General features: G+C 31.4%; 20 protein-coding genes. 12 read left to right on the top strand and 8 right to left on the bottom strand.

The genetic code is table 11. From position 1 onward, the window contains the following. Window position 1 precedes the first annotated feature (1 nt). From EI427_RS02230 to EI427_RS02185, 10 genes are all read left to right on the top strand, one after another. A complete protein-coding gene (locus EI427_RS02230; protein ID WP_126611147.1) occupies window positions 2-592 on the top strand; it encodes a TetR/AcrR family transcriptional regulator in 591 nt (196 codons plus the stop codon). Window positions 593-596: 4 nt separating this feature from the next. Further along, a complete protein-coding gene (locus tag EI427_RS02225; protein ID WP_126611145.1) occupies window positions 597-1,352 on the top strand; it encodes an outer membrane lipoprotein-sorting protein in 756 nt (251 codons plus the stop codon). An 18-nt stretch (window positions 1,353-1,370) separates the two neighbouring features. Continuing rightward, entirely contained in the window at window positions 1,371-2,588 is a 1,218-nt protein-coding gene (locus EI427_RS02220) for an ABC transporter permease (protein WP_126611143.1), read from the top strand. A 12-nt stretch (window positions 2,589-2,600) separates the two neighbouring features. Then, complete coding sequence (locus EI427_RS02215) at window positions 2,601-3,815, top strand: ABC transporter permease (RefSeq protein WP_126611141.1); 1,215 nt, start codon at window positions 2,601-2,603, stop codon at window positions 3,813-3,815. A gap of 45 nt (window positions 3,816-3,860) precedes the next feature. Next, window positions 3,861-4,532, top strand: a complete 672-nt coding sequence (locus EI427_RS02210) for an ABC transporter ATP-binding protein (protein ID WP_126611139.1) — start codon at window positions 3,861-3,863, stop codon at window positions 4,530-4,532. A gap of 50 nt (window positions 4,533-4,582) precedes the next feature. After that, entirely contained in the window at window positions 4,583-5,764 is a 1,182-nt protein-coding gene (locus EI427_RS02205) for a hypothetical protein (protein ID WP_126611137.1), read from the top strand. Between the two features lie 78 nt (window positions 5,765-5,842). Next, entirely contained in the window at window positions 5,843-6,367 is a 525-nt protein-coding gene (locus EI427_RS02200) for a hypothetical protein (RefSeq protein WP_126611135.1), read from the top strand. Window positions 6,368-6,493: 126 nt separating this feature from the next. Continuing rightward, window positions 6,494-7,555: a sensor histidine kinase gene (locus tag EI427_RS02195; RefSeq protein WP_126611133.1), complete on the top strand. Its 1,062-nt coding sequence runs from the start codon at window positions 6,494-6,496 to the stop codon at window positions 7,553-7,555. Continuing rightward, window positions 7,536-8,291, top strand: a complete 756-nt coding sequence (locus EI427_RS02190) for a LytR/AlgR family response regulator transcription factor (RefSeq protein ID WP_126611131.1) — start codon at window positions 7,536-7,538, stop codon at window positions 8,289-8,291. The genes EI427_RS02195 and EI427_RS02190 overlap by 20 nt, the downstream gene beginning before the upstream one ends. 314 nt (window positions 8,292-8,605) lie before the next feature. Beyond that, complete coding sequence (locus EI427_RS02185; RefSeq protein WP_126611129.1) at window positions 8,606-9,181, top strand: outer membrane beta-barrel protein; 576 nt, start codon at window positions 8,606-8,608, stop codon at window positions 9,179-9,181. 94 nt (window positions 9,182-9,275) lie between these two features. On the opposite strand, the gene EI427_RS02180 is transcribed toward EI427_RS02185, so the two are convergent. The 7 genes from EI427_RS02180 to EI427_RS02150 all read right to left on the bottom strand — a co-directional run bounded on the left by EI427_RS02180 (window position 9,276) and on the right by EI427_RS02150 (window position 16,888). Further along, window positions 9,276-10,706 carry a PepSY domain-containing protein gene (locus EI427_RS02180; RefSeq protein WP_126611127.1) on the bottom strand — a complete coding sequence of 477 codons (1,431 nt, stop codon included), beginning with the start codon at window positions 10,704-10,706 and terminating at the stop codon, window positions 9,276-9,278. A 3-nt stretch (window positions 10,707-10,709) separates the two neighbouring features. Beyond that, window positions 10,710-13,007, bottom strand: coding sequence for a TonB-dependent receptor (locus EI427_RS02175; protein WP_126611125.1), 2,298 nt, complete (start codon window positions 13,005-13,007; stop codon window positions 10,710-10,712). Between the two features lie 232 nt (window positions 13,008-13,239). After that, the gene (locus tag EI427_RS02170; protein WP_126611123.1) at window positions 13,240-13,578 is read right to left on the bottom strand and encodes a hypothetical protein; all 339 of its coding nucleotides are present in this window, start codon (window positions 13,576-13,578) and stop codon (window positions 13,240-13,242) included. Between the two features lie 157 nt (window positions 13,579-13,735). Further along, window positions 13,736-14,650, bottom strand: a complete 915-nt coding sequence (locus tag EI427_RS02165; protein WP_126611121.1) for a sugar phosphate isomerase/epimerase family protein — start codon at window positions 14,648-14,650, stop codon at window positions 13,736-13,738. Between the two features lie 62 nt (window positions 14,651-14,712). Then, window positions 14,713-15,306, bottom strand: a complete 594-nt coding sequence (locus tag EI427_RS02160; RefSeq protein ID WP_126611118.1) for a chromate transporter — start codon at window positions 15,304-15,306, stop codon at window positions 14,713-14,715. Between the two features lies 1 nt (window position 15,307). After that, window positions 15,308-15,862, bottom strand: a complete 555-nt coding sequence (locus EI427_RS02155) for a chromate transporter (protein ID WP_126611116.1) — start codon at window positions 15,860-15,862, stop codon at window positions 15,308-15,310. Between the two features lie 99 nt (window positions 15,863-15,961). Beyond that, the gene (locus EI427_RS02150) at window positions 15,962-16,888 is read right to left on the bottom strand and encodes a glutaminase (protein WP_126611114.1); all 927 of its coding nucleotides are present in this window, start codon (window positions 16,886-16,888) and stop codon (window positions 15,962-15,964) included. Between the two features lie 250 nt (window positions 16,889-17,138). Here EI427_RS02150 and EI427_RS02145 point away from each other — a divergent pair, with 250 nt between their 5' ends. Together EI427_RS02145 and EI427_RS02140 are read left to right on the top strand one after the other, a co-directional pair. Further along, window positions 17,139-20,099, top strand: a complete 2,961-nt coding sequence (locus EI427_RS02145) for a M16 family metallopeptidase (protein ID WP_126611112.1) — start codon at window positions 17,139-17,141, stop codon at window positions 20,097-20,099. A 144-nt stretch (window positions 20,100-20,243) separates the two neighbouring features. Next, window positions 20,244-21,551, top strand: coding sequence for a transglycosylase SLT domain-containing protein (locus EI427_RS02140; RefSeq protein ID WP_126611110.1), 1,308 nt, complete (start codon window positions 20,244-20,246; stop codon window positions 21,549-21,551). Window positions 21,552-21,975: 424 nt separating this feature from the next. Here the strand turns inward: EI427_RS02140 and EI427_RS02135 are convergent, their stop codons facing one another. After that, window positions 21,976-23,349, bottom strand: coding sequence for a hypothetical protein (locus EI427_RS02135; RefSeq protein WP_126611108.1), 1,374 nt, complete (start codon window positions 23,347-23,349; stop codon window positions 21,976-21,978). Window positions 23,350-23,441 lie beyond the last annotated feature (92 nt).

Raw genomic sequence — 23,441 nt, 5'->3', positions numbered from 1 at the left:
GATGTCAAAAAGTACAAAAGAACATATTATTGAGGTTGCTCTTCAATTATTTAAAACTAAAGGAATGAATAATATTTCTTTAAATGATGTCGTTAAAGCATCCTCTGTTTCTAAAGGAGCATTGTATCATCATTTTAAAAATAAAGATGAATTATTAATTGCGTGTCTTTTGTCTTTTTGGAAAAACCAATCAGAAACATGGATAGAAGTACCTTTTGAGGAAATGTCATTACTCGACGTTATAAACCTACTTAAAGTGGAGACTGCAAATTCTATTGAGAACTTTACAAGTGATCATGATAATTCATTCGAATTTTATATCACAACCTTATTTTCTGTTCGAAAATATCCTCAAATTCAAGAATTTAGTAAAGGCTTTTTTAATCATTTTAAAAATGGTATTGAAAAAGTGATTAAAAACGATCAAAAAGCAGGTATAATAAAAAAAGAAATAATCCCTTCAGATTTAGCACAACTAATTATTGCAACAGGAGAAGGGTTGGGTGTATTATCATTTGCTCAAATATATGATATACCTAAAGACATTTTTAACAACGTATATAACCAAATTTATAAATCAGTTACCTATTAATCAGATGAAAAAAATTCCAATAATCCTTAGTGTAATTTTCTGCTTTATTACCTCCCTTACATTTGGACAAGATGCTTCCGAGATAATAAAAAAGATGCAAGATCATCAGAGAGGAAAAAGTAGTTACACTAATATGACAATGAAAGTTGTTCGACCAGATTGGACTAGAACAATGAATATGAAATCTTGGTCTTTAGGTGGTGAAGATTATTTTTTGGTATTAATAACCTCTCCTGCAAAAGATAAAGGTTCTGCTTCATTAAAAAGATTAAAAGAGATGTGGAGTTGGACTCCAAGTATAGAACGAACTATTAAAATTTCTCCGTCTATGATGTCTCAAGCATGGATGGGATCTGACTTTACTAACGATGACCTTATGAAAGGCTCTTCTGTTGTAAACGATTATAGCCACAAATTACTTGGTAAAGAAACTGTAAATGGTTTAGAATGCTATAAAGTTGAAATGATTCCTCATGAAGATGCGGCTGTCGTTTGGGGTAAAGTATTGGTATGGGTGACAACAGATGGTATCTATAATCAAATGAAAGTAGAAAACTACGATGAAGACATGTATCTAGTAAATACTTTAAATCAATATGATGTAAAAGAGTTAGGAGGACGAATGATGCCTACTCGTCAAGAAATGGTTCCTGCAGATGAAGAAGGTAAGAAAACGGTTATGATCTTGAATGATGCAAAATTTAATCAAAAGATTTCTCCAAACTTCTTCACACAACAAAATATGAAACGTGTTAGATAATCCTAAAGTCACAATAAAATGATTACAAAAATAGCATGGCGAAATTTATGGAGAAGCAAGAGAAGAACAATCACTAGTATCTCTTCTATCTTTTTCGCTGTCATACTTGCAATACTCATGAGGTCGTTGCAAGAAGGGTCTTATGGTCAAATGATTGATACTGCCGCAAGATTTTATATGGGATATGGTCAGGTACATAAAAAAGGATTTTGGGAGGATAAATCAATCAATAATTTGATGACTGACTCTAAAAAAACACGAGATCAAATCCTTTCAGAAAAAAATGTAAAAGATGTTTTTGGTAGGTTAGAAACTTATGGAATGGCTGCAACAGATTCTCTTACAAAAGGGGTTATGATTGTAGGAACTGAACCAGAAGGTGAAAATCAACTTAGTAATCTATCCAGTAAAATTGTTAAGGGAAAGTATATCAATAATAATAGTAAGGGTATTCTTATTGGCGAAGGATTGTCAAAATATTTAGGCCTTACCGTTAATGATACATTAGCAATTTTAGGACAAGGATACCATGGAGCTACTGCTGCTGAATTATACAAAATTGATGGTGTAATTAAGCATCCTAACCCACAAATGAACAATCAGGTGGTATACATGTCTTTACCGACTGTTCAATATTTTGTTTCTGCTCCTAATATGCTTAACGCTTATATTTTAAATGTAAATGATAATCAGAAAATTGAAAAAACAGTTGCTGGTATTCGTGAAAAATTATCGGGAGAAGACTTTGAAGTAATGAGTTGGGCAGAGTTATCTCCAGAAATGGTTAACCTGATTAATACAGACAGAGAAGGAGGAAAGCTAATGATTTATATACTCTACATAGTTATTGCTTTCGGCATCTTTAGTACTATTTTAATGATGACTATAGAAAGGGAAAGAGAATTTGGTATCCTGATAGCTGTAGGTATGGTAAAAAGAAAAATCTACAATATGCTACTTCAAGAGTCTTTATTTATTGGTTTAATAGGTATTTTCTCTTCATTTTTAGCGGGTTTTCCAATTTTATTATACATGGAAAATCATCCTATTGCCATCACAGGTGCAAATGGAGATGCAATGGCTAAAATGGGTATGGAACCACTACTTAGGTTTACGGCTAGTTTAGATATTATCTGGCCTCAGGCACTTTTAATGGCATGTATTATGGTGCTCTGCACAGTTTATCCAATCTATTACATATCAAAATTAAAAACAGTTGAAGCCATTCATTCTTAAACATTAAATACAATGATGATTACAAAAATATCTTGGCGAAATGTTTGGAGAAACAAAATGAGAAGTGGTATTCTCATCGCCTCAATTGCAGTGGGTTTATTAGGGGGTATTTTTACAATGGCTCTAATTAACGGAATGATGGAATCTAAGATTCAAGAGTCTTTGATTACAGAGTTAGCACATGTTCAAATCCATAAAAAAGGATTTGAAGTCAATAATAGCTTTAGTGATTCAATAAGAAATTTTCAAGCTGTTGTAAAAGTAGCAGAAAACGACTCCTTAACTAAAGGTTGTTCTCCTAGAGTTATTGTTCAAGGAATGGCTTCTTCTGCTAATGACAGTCAAGGAATCAAAATTATTGGCATAAATCCAACCAAAGAATTCACGGTAACTGATTTACCAAAATTCTTAATTAAAGGTGATTACTTTAAAGGAAAAAGGAAAAATCAGATTGTTATTGGTGAAGGACTTGCAAAAAAACTAAAAGTAAAAATCCGTTCAAAAATTGTCATCGCTTATATGGGGCCTGATAAAGAAATGGTAAATACTGCTTATAGAGTAGCTGGTATTTTTGCTACAAGTTCTCCAGATTTTGATAAAGGTGTTGTTTTCACTCAATCTAAGGATATGTGGAAAAACGCAGGACAAGAGTTTATTCATGAAATAGCTTTAACATCTATCGATGGAGGTTCTTCTCCAGAAGGGTTAAGAGATCACTTAGAAAATGACCTTCATAATAAACAATTAAATGTTCAGACTTGGAGACAAATAGTTCCTGAATTAAGTGCTCTTGCTGAAACTGGAAATACAAATAGTTACATTATTTTAGGTATAATATTATTTGCTTTAGGGTTTGGAATCTTAAACTCTATGACGATGGCAATTTGGGAAAGATCTAGAGAACTTGGTGTCTTAATGGCTGTGGGTTTAGAAAGATCTAAAGTATTTATAATGATTGTTTTAGAAACAATTTACCTTTCATTAATTGGTAGTAGTATTGGTGGTCTTATCTCCATTGCATTAATTGCTTATTATGGCAAACATGGTCTTAAATATTCTGAAGGCACTATTGCGGGATTTAGCAACATTGTTTACCCTGTTCTATCTGCAGAATCATTTATACCCTTATTCTTTATGGTATTAATTACAGCAATTATTGCTGCATTACCTCCTGCATTTAAAGCCATTAAATTAAACCCTGCCGAAGCTGTGAGATATAAAGGTTAATAGTATCTCCTTTTAACCTTTTTCCAAATTCTAAATAGTAAAGAAATGATAGAAATAAAAGATTTAGTCAAAACATATAACGAAAATACAATTCCTGTACATGCATTAAATCATGTAAATTTGGAAATTAAAGAAGGTGAATTTACAGCTGTAGTTGGTCCTTCGGGATGTGGTAAAACAACTTTTCTTAATATTTTAGGAGGGTTGGATAAGCCAACATCAGGTAATATTTTTATTGATGGGACAAATTTACACGACCGTTCATCTTCTGATATGATTACTTATAGAAGAGATAATATTGGATTTGTTTTTCAAGATTACTCTTTGATGCCAGTACTTACTGCAGAAGAAAATGTGGAGTTTATTATGGAGCTTCAAGGACGTTCTAAAAAAGATAGAAAAGCACGTTCTCAAGAACTATTAAAAGCTGTTGGCATTGCTGACAAAGGCAACCAATTTCCTACAAAGTTATCTGGTGGTCAACAACAAAGAGTTGCAGTAGCAAGAGCATTAGCATCTAAACCAAAGCTTATTTTAGCCGATGAGCCTACTGCAAATTTAGATTCTAAGGCTACTTCTGATCTTTTGGATATCATGAGACATCTTAATGAAAAAGAGAACATTACTTTTGTTATTGCTACACATGATCAGCGAGTAATGGACAGAGCAAAACGCGTTATCCAATTTGATGATGGTAAAATCATTGATGCAAAATAATTTTATAAAGACGTAGTATACACTGCTACGTCTTACTTTTTTCTATCTACATGAATAAGCAATTACTCCTCCTCCTTTCCTTATTCTCATTATCTATTTTAAGTTATGCTCAGGAAGATAATGAAGAAGTGAAAACATCTAAGTTTAAAGAAAACTTTGTTGCATCTGGCTATTTAAAATATATGCAAACAATATCTCTTCCTAAAGATTTAGACGACGATTGGTACATCGATAATTTATTCCACAACCGTTTAAATTTCAAGTATTATGCTTCTGATAAAATTACCCTAGCCCTTGAAGGAAGGAATAGAATGCTCTATGGAGCAAGCCCTCAATACATTCCTAATTACGATCAAGAATTTGCTTCTCAACAGCAATATGCATTTAATATGTCGTACAATTGGGCTGCTGGTAACTCGTATGTTATCAACTCTCAAATCGATAGGTTTTATTTTGATTATTCTGCAGGAGATTGGCAAGTTAGAGTTGGTAGACAACGTATAAATTGGGGTGTTTCTATGGTTTGGAACCCAAATGATTTATTTAATACTTACTCCTTCTTTGATTTTGATTATGAAGAACGACCTGGTGCTGACGCCATTTTAATAAGAAATTACCTCGGTCCTATGAGTTCGATTGAAGTAGTATTTTCACCATCCAATGAATTTGAATATTACAATGTAGCTGCTTTATTTAAAACTAATTTATGGCAATACGATTTCCAATTTTTAGCAGGTTATGTTAGAGAAAATTTCAACCTTGGTTGGGGTTGGGAAGGTCAAATAGGCGGTGCCGGTTTTAAAGGGGAAGGTACTTACTTTTATCCAGACTATACAGGTGAAGACCCATCTGTTGTAATGGATATTTCTTTCGATTACACATTTACTAATTCTATTTACTTACACACAGAAACCATCTATAATAGTGCAGGTGCTACCTCTCCGATAGGTACAATTGACCCAACAATGCAGCTTACTCCTAAAACATTAAGCTTATCCCGTTTTGCCTTTTTTAATGAAATTCAATACCAACTTACTCCCCTTACTAGATTAGGTATAAATAGTATTGTAAACAGCAATGATAGATCTTATTATATAGGTGGGAATGCAACTACCTCTTTAAGTGATAATTTTGAGGTACTTGTTTTCGGCATGTTCTTTTTTGGAGATGAAGGCTCTCAATATGCAGATGGAGGTTCTCAGATTAATTGGCGTCTTAAATGGAGCTTTTGATTGAAAAATAGCGTTTATTTCACTTAATTGATAAAGTAAACTTCATATACTAAATCGACTACTCCAACAACTGAAATTATGACTACTTTTATATCAAAAATAAGAGCGATATTTCCTTCCTACGCATCTAAAGGTACAATTGTATTTTCTTCTTTTTTTATCTTCTTTTCTTCATTCCTCACTATAGATTTTTTCCTTCCTAAACAATTTGACATTGCCTATATATATGATGTTGAATTTTCTGGTAATGATGGAATATTGGTTCGCTCCGAAAATACAGCAAATTTTGTAATAGAATCCAATCAGGTGTTATTAGATGATATAGGAAGTGAACTGTATGTTTATAAAACTCCTATTTTTAAAAGAATAGATCCGGTAGTATCAAAAAGTGATCATACCACATTTAATGTTTGCTATAACTTAAGAAGTACCTATTTCATACCATGTATTTTAACACTACTCTTATCTATATTAATGCTATATACTAAGCCTTCTGAAGATCGAGATATTAATTTTCAAGGAGTTTTAGGAGCGATAATTATTATACTTCAAATTATAATAGTTATGCTTAATTTTAATGCATTATTCTTACTTGGTTCTTAAACAAGAAGGCATTACAATTCAAAGTGCAATTTTTACAATTCAAATTTAAATACAACAACTTAGAGTAAGTAAACAACAATGCGTAATAGTTTTACCGTATATTAATTATATAAAAATAAAATTATTATGCCTACAATATTTTCAAATAGATCGCCCAAATATCAATTCCTACTTAGGTTAACTATTGTCTTTTTAATACAATTATTAATAAAAGCATTTGACTATAGTTTTGGAGGAGTCTTCCCATTAACTGTAAGAGGAGCTACTTTTACCATTGTGTTCACCTCTTATTGGTTACTCTGTTGGTATATGGCAGAATTTATCCAAAAGAAAGTAGCCACTTTTAAATCTCCGTTCGAAATTATCACGCATCTCTTATTTGGTTTTTTTGTGGGTGTTTCATCTAATATAATTTACATGTTAGGTGATACTTACATTTTTGATAATGGACACCTCTGGGAAGATATTAGGTTTTATAATCCGGAGTTAGTTACAGGACTTACAATTTTTTATATTTTACTCTATATTGTTTATAGAAATGTAGATAAAGAAATCACTATCAAAGAGAATCAAATCAATCTAGAGACGATAGAAAAAGAAATGTTCAAATCTCAATATATGGCATTAAAAGCTCAGATTGAACCACATTTTCTCTTTAATAGTCTTAGTGTCTTATCAAGCTTAGTTCATACAGATCAAAAGTTAGCATCTGATTTTATCATTAAGTTATCGAAGACTTTACGGTATATTATTGAGCAAAATAAGAGAGTAACTGTTCCTTTAGAAGAAGAATTAAAAATTGTTGAAGATTACTTCTTCTTATTAAAAACTAGATTCGGTGATAGTATTCAATTAAATATCAATCTTTCTGATGATTTATTACAAACTACTATTTTACCTCCAGCTAGCATCCAAATATTAATAGAAAACGCTGTTAAGCACAACAAATTTTCAATAAAAAAACCTTTAATAATAGACGTTATTTCTGACGGTAATATTATTCAGGTTTGTAATACTTATGACAAAAAAGAGCTCGATGAAAACTCTACAGGAATGGGGTTATCAAACATCAATAAAAGGTATCAATTGATAGCAAATCAAAATATTACCATCGAAAAAAATAAGACTATTTTTATAGTTAGTTTACCAGCTTTATCTCAAATCAATCATGAAAATTTTAATCATTGAGGATGAACTTCCTACCGCTAATTACTTAGAAAAGTTAATTAATCAATATAATTCTTCTTTTGAAATTGTAGCAAAACTTTCATCCGTAGAGGATAGTATAGAATGGTTTAAATCAAATATACAACCCGATTTAATTTTTCAAGATATTTCTCTAAGCGATGGCAACTGTTTTGAAATTTACAAACAAGTAACGGTACAAAGTCCTTTAATATTCACAACTGCTTATAGTGAATATGCATTAGAATCTTTTCAGCTAAATAGTATAGATTACATTGTAAAACCATACGGTTTCGAAGATATTCAAAGAGTCTTAAATAAGTTCTCACTCTACCGTGATTTGTTTATTACCTCCTCTCCTTCTTCTATGAATGAGATACAAGAGAATAACAAAAGGAAAATCAAAAAGCGGTTTTTAGTATCAATTGGTGAACAATTAAGAACGGTAAAGGCAGAGGAAATAGCTTTTATTAGATTCGATGAAGGGCTTACGTTTCTTCATTTGTATGATGATAAAAAATACCCCATAGATAAAAGCATTTCTACTTTAGAATCTCAATTAGACTCCTCACAGTTTTTTAGAATCAATCGGAAATATATTCTTAGAATTGATTCAATAAAGAAAATTAATACTTGGTTTAATTCAAGGTTACAAATTGAAACAAATCCACCTACACCAGAAGAACTCATTGTGAGTAGAGATAGAGTAAAAGCATTTAAAGATTGGTTAGATAGCTAAATCAGTTAGTCACATGAAGACATTTCATGTGACTTTTTTGTTTTTAGAGACTAAAAAAATTATAAGTCGGTGTATTTTCTATATCTGTAGCATAAAAGTAATTACAATTCAAAAGAGCATTTCTACAATTCAACTTTTATAATAACAACTGAACATAAATACCATTCTATAGGTGTTGCACATATCGTATAAATAAAATGTAAAAAGGTTGAAAAAATATCAAAATTTTAAAGGAAAAATAATCTATTCTTCTCTTTTAAAACTTGATACTAAACAACCTGAATATTTATATAATTAATTCACATTTCAAACTTATGAAAAAGTCAATTTTATTTATCGCCTTCAATTTCATGTTCATTTCTTCAGCATTATTTGCTCAAGACAAAACAATTAACGTAGGTGTAAAAGGCAGTGCAGGTATGTCAGGGTTCTCAAATAATCTAGGTCTCTCTTCAGATACAAGACAATCTTGGGAAGGTGGCTTAATGTTAAGAGCCAACATACCAAACTTACCAATCTATGTACAAACAGAACTTCTGTATACAAATACTGGAGGAACATTTGAGCTTGATAATGCATCTCAAGATTTAGTACTTAACAAAGTTGAAGTTCCAATTCTTTTAGGTGGTAAAATGGGTATAGGTAATATAACAGCTAGAGCATATGGTGGTGTAGTTGCACAACAAATTGTCAAAGATAATTTCAGCGATATTAGTAGTGATTTAAATGCAAATGAGTTTAGCTGGGGATGGCAAGTAGGTTTAGGTGTCGACATCAAAAAGTTTACTGTAGATACTAAATATCAACAAAGTGCAAATTCAGTTACAAACCCAGGTATTGATCTACAATCACAACAGTTTACGGTAAGTGTAGGTTACTTTATCTGGTAAAACCTACTTCATGATAAACACTAAATAACTTCAGTAGTTTAAAATAATCAGCCACACTATTCTAAGTGATATAGTGTGGCTGTTTTATTAATTATCAATACACTAATTCTTGCCTCTTTTGTTTCTGCTTTTTCACTACTTTTTTGGTGTTAATATACATCCAAAAACCTAATAGGCTTACTATAAAATTACCTAGAGCAAATAATATCAATATTGTATCTCTTAACCCTTTTCCTAAAAAATCTAGAACATGATATTTATGAAAATAAGCGAATATAAAACCTGACAAAGCAGACTTATCTTCTATTATTGCACCAACAAAACTACTGCTCGTATCTATGTACCACCGTGGATTTCCTACACCAGAAAATTGAACTTTTTGTACAGGCAATAGCTTATTGATAAAACCATATTCATTTTCAAATTTCTTGATTTCTGAAATACTTTTCACCGTCAATAATCCACTATATTGTTTTGCTAAATTAACTGCATAGATACTATCACCATCAATTAACTCTTTACCTGAAAAAACATCAAAATACTTCTTTATTATACCTCTACCTTGTTTAAAATGAAATTGACAATAGACTTTACCTTCAATTTTTACCGGTTGGTGGTTTACCCAATTTTCTTCAATAAAATGCGTATTAAATGTCATTTCATCAATAGAAAAAGATGTTCTTGATACAAAACTAGCTTTATCTAATGCTGTATATTTTGGTAACATATGCATAAAAGCACTTGTAGCAAAAAGTAATAATGTAAATGATAAACCGATACCTAGTATTCTATGCATTCGTCTTTGCCAAGGTATTCTTTCTATATTTTGATGTTGATATGTTTTTCGAAACTTCGTGTATACTAAAATTCCAGTTACTCCAGCCAAAAAAGTAATGAGTACAAAAAAGCCTAAAATCATCAATCGAAATGTTTGATTAAAACCTAAGAATGTCCAACTATGTGCCCAAAGAAAAAAAGCTTGGAAGAAGCTCCTGATAGAGTTAGTGGCATATGTCATTCTATCAGAATTCACATCAATAAATACCCGTAAACCATCCATTCTTTTATACTGAATTTTATAAACAGGTAGTATTCTTGCAATCTTCACATACTCATTAGAAAAGTTTTCTTGAATAGTAATTCCTTCTATTTTACTTGCTACCTCATTAGAATATAAACCAGCCAAATAAGTAGCATATTGTATATCCCCATCTCTTAGTATTTTTCCAGTAATAGCATTTATATAACAGTTCTTTTCTGCTATTTTAAACTGATAATAAAGCGATGAATCATAATTAATAAAACGATATGATTGTATTGTAGTCCAATTATTTAGTGCCATTATTTCAGCTACAGACAATATGGTTTCATCTGTGTTTTTTATATTCTGATTTGCAATTAAACGTTGGTTTACTTTAGGTTTTAAGTTTGACATTAAAGGATGCATTACACCACTTAAAGTCCATGCTAAAAGCGGAAAAAGAGCAATTAAGCTCAATTTCCGATGTAATTTATATAAGTTCATTTTCTATTGTTTTTTGCTTAAGGTATAACCTATTCCAACCTGAAAAGTACGTGGAGCGCCTAAAGAATAGTTTTCTCCCCAAGCAGACTTTGATACTCTAGATGCATACAGTTCATCTGTTAGGTTCATGATATTTATCCAAGTATCAAAGCCACTAAACTGGTAACCAAAACGTAAATTAAATAAGTGATACCCATCGTATTTTTTTGTGTTTTGATTATCCATATAGTAATCACTCACTTTCTGAAACTCTACAGAAGTTCTAAACCCTTTTAAAAATTTTGGCTTGAAAGTTAATTCCATATTTGCAATCCAATTGGGGGCATTTGCCATTGTATTTCCTGAGAAATCTTCTTTACCTGTATCAAATTGATCAAAAGTATGACTTGCATACGCACCTCCTATTCTTACAAAAACTTGAGAAATTGGTTTCAAATGTAGCGCTGCTTCTACTCCTTCATGTTTTGTAGACCCCGCATTTTCATTTACATAAGACCCATCGTCTTGTGCTACTGAAATAATTTCATTTTCACCTTGCATATAGTAATAGGCTGCTTCTACATAGCCTAAACCCTTTGGTAAAGAATACCAAGTACCTACTTCGTAATTAGTGTAATAAGAAGGAGCTAATGATGGTACTTTTACACCTCTGTATAATTCTGAAACTTGAGGAGGCATAAAGCCTACACTATAATTTGCATAAAAACCTAAATCATTCGCCATAGTATAAGTAATACCTATTCTAGGAGTAATAGCATTAAAATGGTTAATAGAGTTTGGTGCACCAGAAAAAGCTGTTTCATCTAGATTATTACTGTAATCATATTTAAAATGATCTGAACGAACACCAGCAGTTATAAACAACCTATCAATTGGGTTTACTTCTATTTGTGCATACAAACCTGTATTCAATAAATTTGTTTGATAGTCAGTTAATACAGAATCTGTATTGAAATAGCCTATATATTTTCCACTTTCATCTCGATCTACATCAATATAATTTGCCCAAAAAGCCGTAGGGCTATAATCTACACTAGCACCAATTCTTATTGTCGTTTTTAATGAAGGAATATTTTGATTATGCTGCACTACTGTACCATAACTCTGAAAAGAGCTCTCGTTAACTTCTCCTTTTGCTTTACTTGGATTAGACCAATCATTTTTGATTCTATAACTAGGAATTTGACCCATTTTATTATTCCTATAAAATATCTTTGCAATGGTCTTACTGTTCTTATTCCAAGTTTTATCAATAGTTAAAGTCGACCTCCACAATTCTATTTCTCTTTTTGTGAAGTTATGAAGTGAAGTAAAATCTCTTTCATAAAATGAAGTGCTATCTAAAGAAGAGCCCATATCAGAATAATATTTCATATAAGTTGTATTCGAAGTCACTTTTAAACTTTCCATCAACTTATAACTTACTATTGCCGAAATAATTGATTTATTGAAGTCACTATGGTCCAAATAACCATTTTCTCTTTTAGCTGAATAACCTCCAACACTAACACCCAATTTCCCATTATCTGAAGTTCCTTCCACAATAGCATCAATTCTTCTATATCCATAAGAATCACCTCTTAACTGTACTTTTGCAGAGGTAACTATCGAGGGTATTTTTGTAATAATGTTTACTGCTCCCCCAATTGCTTCAGAACCATATAAAGCAGAAGCAGGACCTCTAATCACTTCAATATTCTGAGCCATTGTCATGTTCATCTCATTTAAAGCATTGTGGTTAAAAATACCTGTTGGACGAATGGGTAAGCCATCTTCTAAATAAAGAAACAAGCTTTTTGTTGACAAAGGCTGACGAATAGCCATCATGTGTTGTTCACTACCTAAATCTGCCATTAAAACACCTGGAACTTTATTTATCACTTGTTCTAAAGACTGAGGTTTAGCCTCTTCTAGCATTGTTGTTCCAATAGATGTAATTGCCATTGGAGCTTCTTCTCTTTTTTGAGCCGCTCTGCTCGCAGAAACTACTACTTGATTTAAAACATAATCATCTTGTTTTAAGGTGATAGTAGATTTTAAATCATTTGCTATGCATGAAAAAGTGGTATAACCAAGCATTTTTATTTCAATAATATCTGAAGCATTTGCCGCTAGACTATAATTTCCACTTGCATCAGAAACTGTATAAGAAGTTGTATTCTGATTAATAACTATTGCGCCTACTAATGGATCTTTTGATAAATCATCTTTTATATTCCCAGAAACCTGCTTTAAAGTTTGGGCGTGAAGAGAAGGTATGCTCATTATTAAAAAAAGAGCATTTAATATGTACGTTTTCATAAACGTTTATAATTTGGACATAACGATTAACTAACACTTTTGAGTACGTTTTTAAAACGATATCAATAGCCTAGAAATAATGTTATGTTATAAATAAAATAAGAAAAAGTGCGTAACGACTTAGAGATATGAATAAGGTATCTCGATTTAAATTTTACTATGAAAATTTAGACATAGTACAATGCTAAGATCATAAATGAAAATAGTATAAAGTCGTAAATTGAAAGTATGTTTATACTATAGGAGGATGGAAAATTGAAAAGATGTAGTTATCATCCACATTATCGTCTATTAATGCAGGTAATTGATCAATAGAACGATGTAAACTCTCTGTTGAAAACATAAAGATTGAAAGTGAAAGTGGTTCTGCAACTACTTCTTTTAATGTGCTTTCATTGTTGCTACTAGATTCTGAAGTAGCAGCGTTAGCCAATTTTGACTTTAATTGACAGCGCCCTCCACAAACCTGAGGAAGGTCTGTTCGGTTTTTATTCACGCACAATACATTCGCATAAAAATCTTGACGTAGTTTATAGTCCATCATTACTAATGGCCCATAAATGGTCTGCATAAATACGAGTGTTGCGAGAAAAAATGTAACTGATATGTTCAGTCTGTTCATCATTTAAAAGTGCTGATTTTGAGAGCAACACAAATATACAAATGCTTTTTAAAAGACACACTTATCTCTATATTTTATTTTTTGTAATGCTTTAAGGAATCTATAATCAAGTATTCTTTTTTAACCACTCAATACTTTCTTTAACGCTCTCTAAAGGTTGATCAGAATGATCTTGTTCAATAAAACAATATTTCACACCTTGTTTAGCAGCTTGTTCTACTACTTTATTTATATCTATAATTCCATTTCCTAAGGTTACAAACTGACCATTAGTAATAGGTTGATGTAAATAATTCGTATTTGATTTTATATTTTTCAGATGAATTAAGTCTACTCTGTTGCCTAACTTTTTCATCATTTCCAAAGGAGAATGCCCTGCCGCTTGTAACCAAAAAATATCCAGTTCAAACTTAACAAGTGACGGGTCTAACCTACTTTCTAAAATTTCAAAAGGAGTTACACCTTCCTCTTCAATAAACTCAAATTGATGGTTATGATACGAAAGTGTAATACCTGCAGGTTTACATTTTTCAGCTGCAAGATTTAATGCATCTGCCCATTTTTTAAATTGCTCTACAGAACGTTCTTCTTCAAATAAATAACCAAATGTAAGGTTAGATAATCCTTGTTTATGAGCTAATTCAAGTAGAGTGTCAAAATCATTTACTCCTTCAATCTTACTTATTCCCTTTTTATTGGCCAATTCCCAATTATTAGTAAGATACGTCCACTGAAAAAATGAACTTCGAATAGCTAAACCATTAGCGGTTGCTTTCTCTTTTAATTCAACTACCTGGGGAATATTCATTCCTTCCAATTGTTTGTACCCCAGTTTTTTTAATAAACTGAGTACTCTATCTGGGTTTTCTGCAATTTCATTACGAATAGTCCACAATTGTAAACCAATGGTATCTAGGTACCGTTTAGAAGGTGTTTCCATAGAGAAAAGAGAATTAGGAAAGAGTGATGCCCCTAAAATGGAAGTTGAAGTTTGCTTTAAAAAAGTGCGTCGAGAGTTCATATATTTATACTTTTGATATATGAAATACTCCTTTGCAAAAATTATACTTCTCTAAAAATAGCTTAAAATAGAAGTACACCAATTATAGCACTTCCTGCAATTAAAGCTATTGGATGCACCTTTTTATCATAGAATTTGATAATTATTGCTGCAATGCTGCATAATGCAATACTCCCCCAATGTACATCAGAAAAATCTACTCCAAAAAATGTACTCTCTGCTATTTTCCATCCTGCAAATAATATCAATGCTATGGTTACAGGTTTAATTCCAAAGAAAAAAGCTTGCTTGTATTTATTATGCTTTATCTTTTTTAAAATTTCTGACAAAGCAACAATACAAACTACAGAGGGAGTAGCTAAACCTGATGTAGCAAACAGACCACCAATTAATGCCCCAGTTCTGCCTCCTACTTCCATACCTACATCATTCCCAACATATGTTGCAGAGTTTACCGCAATTGCTCCGGGTGTCATCTGTGCTAATGATAATACATCAAAAAACTGATCTGGAGTCATCCATCCTTGTTTCTGAAATTCTATTACAAATAAAGGGACCATTGCTAAACCTCCTCCAAAACTAAAAAAGCCTATTTTACAGAACACTAAAAATAAATCGAAATATTCTTGAACCGCTTCTATTGTAAATGCTTCCATATTACTTTAATAAATCTTTTATATGTTTAGGAAAAAATACGTAGAGGCCTAACCCCATTAATGCACCAACAATTATCAATAAAATGGGGTGTAAATGAAAAGCAAAAAGTAGAATACAAGCAATTAAGAATATTCCTAAACCGTATTTATCAGTTACACTACCTTTAAACATTTTCCATACAGAATGCCCAATTAAAGCTACAATACAAGCTCTAGCTCCCATAAATGCTTTTTGTGCAATCGGGTGTTCAAAACTATGAGAAAATAGGTGATAAATTATAGTAATTACAAGATATGAAGGTGCAATAACACCAGCAGTTGTCATTAAACCACCAAGAAAACCCTTTTCTCTATAGCCAACAAAAGTAGCTGCATTTATAGCAATTGTACCAGGAGTCATCTGAGCAATCGACATAATTTCGAGTAGCTCATCTGCTGTTAGCCATTTCTTATTATCAATGAGTTCTTTTTCTAAAAGTGGAACCATTGCATAGCCTCCTCCAAAGGTAAAAAGTCCTATTTTAAAAAAGCTGTAAAATAATTCGAAGTAGATCATATGTTCAATAATCAGATCATAATTTTTAGTAGTTGCACAATATTAAGCTACTTCATCAAAAAATAAGATGATGCACACTCCTAATTAATAACTATTGAGTTAAAATATTGATAAATCTGTTTCAGTTGTAAATTCTTCTAAGAACCTCATCCCCATATAAGAATTTCCTTTTTTATTGAGACGTGGACTCCAAACAGCTATACTCAAACCTCTTGGTAAAATAGCAGCTATTCCACCACCAACACCAGATTTACCAGATAAGCCTACTCTAAATGCAAACTCTCCAGATTCATCATAAAAACCACAAGAAAGCATTATTGCATTCATACGTTTCACCTGACTTTTTGATAGTGTAATTCCGTTATACAAAAATGGTTTATCTTGATTAGCAAAAGCATTAAAAGCTTGGGCTAATTCCTTACAAGTAAGAGACAAGGAACATTGGTGATAATAAAAATCAAGTACTTCTTCAACATCGTTCTGAATATTACCAAATGACTTTAACATATTAATATGAGCCGCATTTAGGTAACCCGTTTTCTTTTCAGAATTGGCAACTTTTAAATCATAATCAATAGTTTCTTCTCCTGATAAAGTTCTCACATAATTTAAAAAATCTTGTTTTGGGTTGTTTAAATAAGTTACAAGAATATCAGCAATTACAATTGCACCGGGATTTATAAATGGATTTCTCGGAACCCCTTTTTCATATTCTAACTGAACTATAGAATTAAATGCCGTACCTGATGGCTCTACTCCAACTCTCTTCCATAAAGAAGGCCCTAGTATAGACAAAGCAATTGAAAGAGAAAATACTTTTGAGATACTCTGAATTGAAAACTTCTCATTAGCATCTCCATAGGCATAACCTTCTCCATCATTTGTTTGTAAATAAACGCCTAATTTTTTTGGTGATACTTTGGCTAATTCTGGAATATAACTAGCTACTGTTCCAAAGTCCTCTTCGAACAACAATTGATTGTATATATTCTTTAATACCTTTTGATAATCTCTATTGGAGTTCATATTTTTAAAATTACTGTTAATAATTAAATTTATTAACAAATTGACAATGGCTATTACTAAGAAATAATGGTCTTATAATTAAGTCATAAATAACAGAAACGTACTATTGATTTATAACATAATGTGGAAATATTTATTAATTTGCTTAAATATTACATGTATTACGTGTCTAAAATCAAAATAAACAGTGTCAAATTACATTTAATTAGTACTCCTTTCTCAATTGAAAACATCTAATAATTAACTAATAATGACGTACAAATCTATCATTTCATCTGTTCTTGTTACAGGTGCTATGCTACTAGGTGGGTGTAACACATCTCCGTCTAGCAACTCGGAATTCCCTTACGAATTCGTAAAAAACGACCCTCTAAAAACTAGAATCTACACACTAGACAATGGTTTAAAGGTTTACCTTTCTGAATACAAAGATGCTCCGCGTATTCAAACATATATTGCGGTAAAAGCTGGAGGTAAAAATGATCCTGCAACATCTACTGGGTTAGCCCATTATTTGGAACACATTATGTTTAAAGGCACCTCTCACTTTGGAACATTAGATTGGAACAAAGAAAAAGTGTATTTAGACAGTATTGAACATATGTTCAATCACTACAAAACGCTTACAAACGATGATGAGCGTACTGAGTATTACAAAAAAATTGATCAAGTATCTAACGATGCATCTAAATTAGCTATTGCCAATGAGTACGATAGAATGATTGGGATGATTGGTGCTTCGGGAACAAATGCATATACTACTGAAGATAGAACAGTATATGTAAATAACATTCCTGCTAATGAACTAAACCGTTGGTTAGAAATTGAATCAGATCGTTTTAAAGAAATTGTCCCTCGTTTATTTCATACAGAATTAGAGGCGGTTTACGAAGAAAAAAATAGATCTTTAGATTCAGATCAGAGCAAAGTATTTGATACTATGTTCTCTGCAATGTTCCCTAACCATCCTTATGGAACTCAAACTGTAATTGGTACAATCGATGATTTAAAGAATCCATCTATTACAGAAATCAAGAAGTATTTTAACCAATTCTATAGACCAAATAACGTTGCTATCTGTTTAAGTGGAGATTTAGATCCAGACAAAACTATTGCAATGATTAATAAGTATTTTGGTAGTTGGAAACCTGGCAAAATTCCAGAATTCAAATACACAGAAGAAGCTCCTATTACTAAGCCAATCGTTAAAGAGGTATTTGGACCGCAAACGGCAATGGTTTTTATGGGATATAGAATGCCAGGTTTAAAAACTGATTCAAGAGATTTACTCAAGGAGCAACTTTGTGATATGATCTTAGCAAACAGTAGTGCAGGTTTAATTGACCTTGATTTAAATCAGCAACAAAAAGTACTAAACGCTAGTAGTTTTGTTTATCCTTTTAATGATTATACAATTCATACGCTATATGCCATTCCAAGAAACGGCCAAACTTTAGAAGAAGCACAAGGTTTACTTTTGGAAGAAATTGAAAAATTGAAAAAAGGTGATTTTGAAGACTGGTTAATTGAAGCTATTGTAAATGATTTCAAGAAATCTGAAATCAAAAAATTAGAAAGTAACGATGCTAGAGCAGATCAGTTTGTACAAGCATTCTCTAGAGATATTAAGTGGGAAAATTACATTGATAATATTGATGTAATGCAATCTATCACTAAAGAAGAAATTGTTGCTTTTGCCAACGATAGATACAAAGAGAACTATGTTGTAGTTTACAAGCGTAACGGAGAAGACCCTAATAAATTAAAAGTAGATAAACCTTCGATTACTAAAGTAGAATTAAACAGAGGGAAAGAATCTGAGTTCTTTAAGAAAATTGCAGCAGAAAAGGTTAATCCATTAACGCCACTATTCTTAGATTATAACAAGGATATTGAAGAGTCTAAAATGAACAGTAATATTACTGTACGTTACAAAAAGAATGTAGAAAATGATTTGTTTGAGTTATACTATATCATAAATATTGGTAAAGACACTGACCCTACATTAAGCTCTGCTATTCAATACTTAGAATATCTTGGTACTGATAAAATGACTTCTGCAGAAATTAAGCAAGAGTTCTATAAACTTGGTGCTGGTTTTAGTGTAAACACTTCAAGTGATCAAGTATATGTTTCTTTAAATGGTCTTACAGAGAACATGGTTCCTGCTATGAAACTATTTGAAGATTTATTGAACAATGCTCAAGCTGATGAAGGAGTTCTTCAGAATATGGTAGCAATAGAAGAGAAATCTAGAGAAGATACTCAAAAGAATAAAGGAGCCATCTTATTCAACGGTTTAATGAACTATGGTTTATATGGAAATAACAATCCACTAACAAATGGTTTATCAAACAAAGAATTAGAACTTATTAAATCTAATGAGCTAATTGATAGAATTCATGATTTAACGAAAACTGAACACCGCATTTTATATTACGGTCCTGAATCTTTAAATAAGGTTGTAAGTACGTTAAATACTGAGCATAAAGTTCCTGCTACTTTAAAGCCTGTACCAAAACAAAAAGAATTCTATATTAAAGATGTGAAACAACCAAAAGTATATTGGACACATTATGATATGGTACAAGCAGAGGTTATTTTCCTTGCTAAAGGAGAAAAGTACGACCCAAAAAGAATTGCTGCAGCTACTCTATTTAATGAGTACTTTGGTGGTAGCATGAATGCTATTGTGTTCCAAGAAATGAGAGAAGCACAAGGTTTAGCGTATTCTGTATTTAGTCAGTATGGAGTTGCTTCTGAAAAAGGAAAATCTGATTATACACTAGCTTACATTGGTACTCAATCAGATAAGTTGACAGAGGCTATGGCAGGAATGAAAGGTCTTTTAGAAAATCCTCCTAAAAATGAACAATCGTTTGAGGCTGCTAAGAAAGCTATCTTAAGTAAATTGGAAAGTGAGCGTATTACAAAAAGTTCTATTTTATTTAATTATGAATCTGCTCTTAAAAAAGGAAATGATCACGACATCCGTAAAGATGTTTATGAAGCTTTAAAACCAATGACTGTTGATGATGTTATGAAATTCCATTCAGATTTCATCAAAGGTAAAAACTACAATGTTTGTGTAGTTGGTGATAAAGATAAATTAGATATGAAAACACTTGCTAAATACGGTAAAGTACAAGAATTATCATTGAACGATTTATTTGGCTTCGACAACAAACCAAGAATACATAAAGACCAATAACAAAACAATATTATTGGCAAAAAGAGAGTTTCTATTATTGAGACTCTCTTTTTTTGTGCTCAATTTTTATTCGTTCAACATATATATTTGAATATGTTATCAAATAACAATACCTTTAAAGTATAATTCTATATAATCCAATATATGAAAATCAACAAGATACTACTTACGTTAATTTGTATTGGCTTTTTTTATATTCCACTAATTAAAGCAGACAATCCAGCAACACTTCCTACATCCTTCAATCTAATGGGATCTAAAGTAGAAGTTACGCCGAGCGGTATGGCTAAAATTATGGAAAAATATAATAGCCTTACTAGATCTAAAAAGCATTACGACCAACTTCTTGAGCGTTGTAATACCTATTTTCCATACATCCAAAGAGAACTTCTTGCAAGAGGTGTTCCTGGTGATTTTAAGTTTTTGGCTTTACAAGAATCGCTTCTAGATGGTAGTGCAATTTCTAATGCAACACCTCCAGCAGTTGGTTTTTGGCAGTTTAAAGACTTCACTGCAGAAGAAAGAGGTATGAAAATTTCACGTACTGTAGATGAACGTAAAAACGTTGTCTCTGCAAGTATTGGAGCAGCAGATTATCTTTCTAAAAACCATTACTATTTAGGAAACTGGTTTTATGCAATGATATCTTATCACGATGGATTAGGTGGTGCTAAAAAACATATTAGTAAGAATAAATTAAACTATTATTCTAAAGTTGTAATAGATGGCAATACGCATCCTTATGTACTTCATTACTTGGCACACTACTTTGCATTTAAAGATAATGTAGGGCAAGACGCACAACATGATGTACTTATTGAATTCCCTTGTAATGGTTACTCATTAAATGAAGTAGCTAAATTTACGGGTCAGCCAGTAGAGACATTAAAGCAAAATAATATATGGTTAACTAGTTCATATATTCCAGAAGATAAAGTTTACTCTGTAATGATTGAGGCTAAGCCTACAGAAATCAATCAGATGGTAGCTAAGCTTTCTCCTTATGCTAAACCAAAGAAAACACGTGCGGCTCGTTCAATTTTCCAATTCTATGCCGATAGTATTAAAGATGGATATCCATTTGTATTACCAATAGAAGACGAAAGTAAGACTGCTAAATTTGATTTTGCTCGTGTAAACGGTGTAAAAGCTGTAATTCTTCATGAAGAGATGACACAGAAAGAGCTTTCAAAGGCTTTAGATGGTGTTTCTAAAGGCATGATCAAGAAGTACAATTACATTAAAGGAAAAGATATGCTGATGAAAGACAGACATTATTATCTAGCGCCTCTTCCTAAAACAATACCTGTATCTTATCATATTTTAGAAGAAGGAGAAACATTAACTTTCTTATCTGTTAAATATGGTATAGACAGAAAATCTTTATTGATACTAAATGATGTCAAAAAGGATACTGATATTAAAGTAGGTGATAAAGTGTATTTCAATTAGAAATTAACACCACATCGACTAAATAGAAAAAAGCTATTCAAACGTAAGTTTGGATAGCTTTTTTTCAATGAAGGTTATCTATTCTTCATATTGACAGTAAGATTTTTCCGCTTTTGTACTTCTAAATGGGCAAGTATCAATTTGTCAAGGTAGTTATCCTTTTGCGGCTTCATTGAAGAGTCTTGAGTTTTTGACAATGACTTCTTCATGCTTTAATTATTTGTTATTAACCTTTTTACGCTGTGTAATGCAAACTAATCTATAATTTTTAATTAAGCAATTCAAAAATTAATATTCATAAAAAAATCAGTACAACGTATCAAGGTTACGTTATACTGATAGATATTTGTAGTAAGTATAGAGAATTTGTGCTTTATACTTATCCGCAAAAAAGCCACTTTTTATAAGAGTGGCTTTTTGCATTTTATTCAAAACGATTATCGAACCGATTAATCAATGCGTCAACTTCTTCCTGAGAACCAAACTCTAGATATAATGATTTAGTTTGATCAAATAATATTTGAGATCTTGGTGTCACTCCTTCATGATCATACCATTGAGATAACCTTCTTAATGAAACTAGACATTTCAGATCGTTTACAGTAGACGTCATAAAATCTTTAGCTTGTATGTATAAGTCATCAGATGTTTCTATTTCACCCGCAAACCATCTCATCTCTGCCTCAATAAAGAATACCCACCCTTGAAATATAAGAGGAGAATACCCTGCCCAATATTTAAACCTATCTAAAATCCTTCTAATTGCTTCGAGTACATTTTCTTCCAACTCCTTATTCCTAACAAGGTGAATCACCTTTAAAAGTAATAGCATTGGGTGTAAAAGGTTTCCTTCATATAAAGAAGGTTCCTTATCCAATATCATTAATACTTTTTCTAAGCTAGATTTTTCTGTTAAACTTTTTAATTGAAGTAATTCTAAAACACTTTGAACTTGAGGTAACATTTCAACATCTTCTAAAGACAATGATAGCTTATCATTTACCTTTGAGAAAGCTTCTTTAAAATTGTGACCACTAAATACATAAAGTTGAAATATTCTTGTTACAGCTTTATTTGCAAATGCTGTATCCTGAGCATCGTCTAATAGATAAGCATCTTCGATTACAGTAATTGATTCTTCTGTTTTTTCTAACCATGTCATTATATCAAAAGCATAATCAGATAAAAAGCGTCTGATTAACCATTTGTCTTTTGATTTTTTTATTTCAGCAATTGCGTATTCAGCTAGGTCTTTTGCTTCTTGTATATTTTCGTATCTGCAAATCATATACTTTGCATAAGCTAAACATGCAAAAGCAGTAACTTCAGACTTTCCATTTTCAATAGAAAAGTTGATCATTTCTAAAACTATCCACTTATATTTTTCCCAATCTGTTATTCTAGAAAACAACGCTATTGGAGCTAATAATTTTAAATAATAGTTTCCATCATCTAAAGAAATATCATCCAAATTCTTTAATCTATCAGGTAATGTGGTATCTCCTACATTTTCTAATAATCTTAATTTCTGAAAAGAAAGAGATCTATGTAAAAGGCCTACGTCAGTAGGAATTTCAAATGAAAACTCTGGCAAGAAAAGTTCTAGAAATTCGTAATATGTATCTAAAGTATCGAATTGAGGTAAAATTGAAAAATAATCAAATAATCTATTTGCTTTATTTTCTAGATTCTCTTCTACTTCTATTTTATCTATTATATTCGTTTGTTTAGATATAAACTGATTTATATCTAGAACTCTGATTCGATTTCTATCAATTAGGTATTCTGTGTTTGTCACAACAATATAAGTCTTAGAATAAAAAGTAAAGTATCAATGTAATTTAATTATCGTGTAGAGAATAGCAGAATTTTTGAATTATATTCTAAAAA

Origin of the sequence: Flammeovirga pectinis, from assembly GCF_003970675.1 — a bacterium.
GTDB lineage: Bacteria > Bacteroidota > Bacteroidia > Cytophagales > Flammeovirgaceae > Flammeovirga > Flammeovirga pectinis.
The sequence above is the reverse complement of the archived record's forward strand: the minus strand, read 5'-3'. Positions and strand labels throughout refer to the sequence as shown.

Coding starts and splice junctions, on each gene's coding strand:
- EI427_RS02230 (WP_126611147.1), top strand. CDS start 2: ATGTCAAAAAGTACAAAAGAACATATTATTGAGGTTGCTCTTCAATTA.
- EI427_RS02225 (WP_126611145.1), top strand. CDS start 597: ATGAAAAAAATTCCAATAATCCTTAGTGTAATTTTCTGCTTTATTACC.
- EI427_RS02220 (WP_126611143.1), top strand. CDS start 1,371: ATGATTACAAAAATAGCATGGCGAAATTTATGGAGAAGCAAGAGAAGA.
- EI427_RS02215 (WP_126611141.1), top strand. CDS start 2,601: ATGATGATTACAAAAATATCTTGGCGAAATGTTTGGAGAAACAAAATG.
- EI427_RS02210 (WP_126611139.1), top strand. CDS start 3,861: ATGATAGAAATAAAAGATTTAGTCAAAACATATAACGAAAATACAATT.
- EI427_RS02205 (WP_126611137.1), top strand. CDS start 4,583: ATGAATAAGCAATTACTCCTCCTCCTTTCCTTATTCTCATTATCTATT.
- EI427_RS02200 (WP_126611135.1), top strand. CDS start 5,843: ATGACTACTTTTATATCAAAAATAAGAGCGATATTTCCTTCCTACGCA.
- EI427_RS02195 (WP_126611133.1), top strand. CDS start 6,494: ATGCCTACAATATTTTCAAATAGATCGCCCAAATATCAATTCCTACTT.
- EI427_RS02190 (WP_126611131.1), top strand. CDS start 7,536: ATGAAAATTTTAATCATTGAGGATGAACTTCCTACCGCTAATTACTTA.
- EI427_RS02185 (WP_126611129.1), top strand. CDS start 8,606: ATGAAAAAGTCAATTTTATTTATCGCCTTCAATTTCATGTTCATTTCT.
- EI427_RS02180 (WP_126611127.1), bottom strand. CDS start 10,706: ATGAACTTATATAAATTACATCGGAAATTGAGCTTAATTGCTCTTTTT.
- EI427_RS02175 (WP_126611125.1), bottom strand. CDS start 13,007: ATGAAAACGTACATATTAAATGCTCTTTTTTTAATAATGAGCATACCT.
- EI427_RS02170 (WP_126611123.1), bottom strand. CDS start 13,578: ATGCAGACCATTTATGGGCCATTAGTAATGATGGACTATAAACTACGT.
- EI427_RS02165 (WP_126611121.1), bottom strand. CDS start 14,650: ATGAACTCTCGACGCACTTTTTTAAAGCAAACTTCAACTTCCATTTTA.
- EI427_RS02160 (WP_126611118.1), bottom strand. CDS start 15,306: ATGGAAGCATTTACAATAGAAGCGGTTCAAGAATATTTCGATTTATTT.
- EI427_RS02155 (WP_126611116.1), bottom strand. CDS start 15,862: ATGATCTACTTCGAATTATTTTACAGCTTTTTTAAAATAGGACTTTTT.
- EI427_RS02150 (WP_126611114.1), bottom strand. CDS start 16,888: ATGAACTCCAATAGAGATTATCAAAAGGTATTAAAGAATATATACAAT.
- EI427_RS02145 (WP_126611112.1), top strand. CDS start 17,139: ATGACGTACAAATCTATCATTTCATCTGTTCTTGTTACAGGTGCTATG.
- EI427_RS02140 (WP_126611110.1), top strand. CDS start 20,244: ATGAAAATCAACAAGATACTACTTACGTTAATTTGTATTGGCTTTTTT.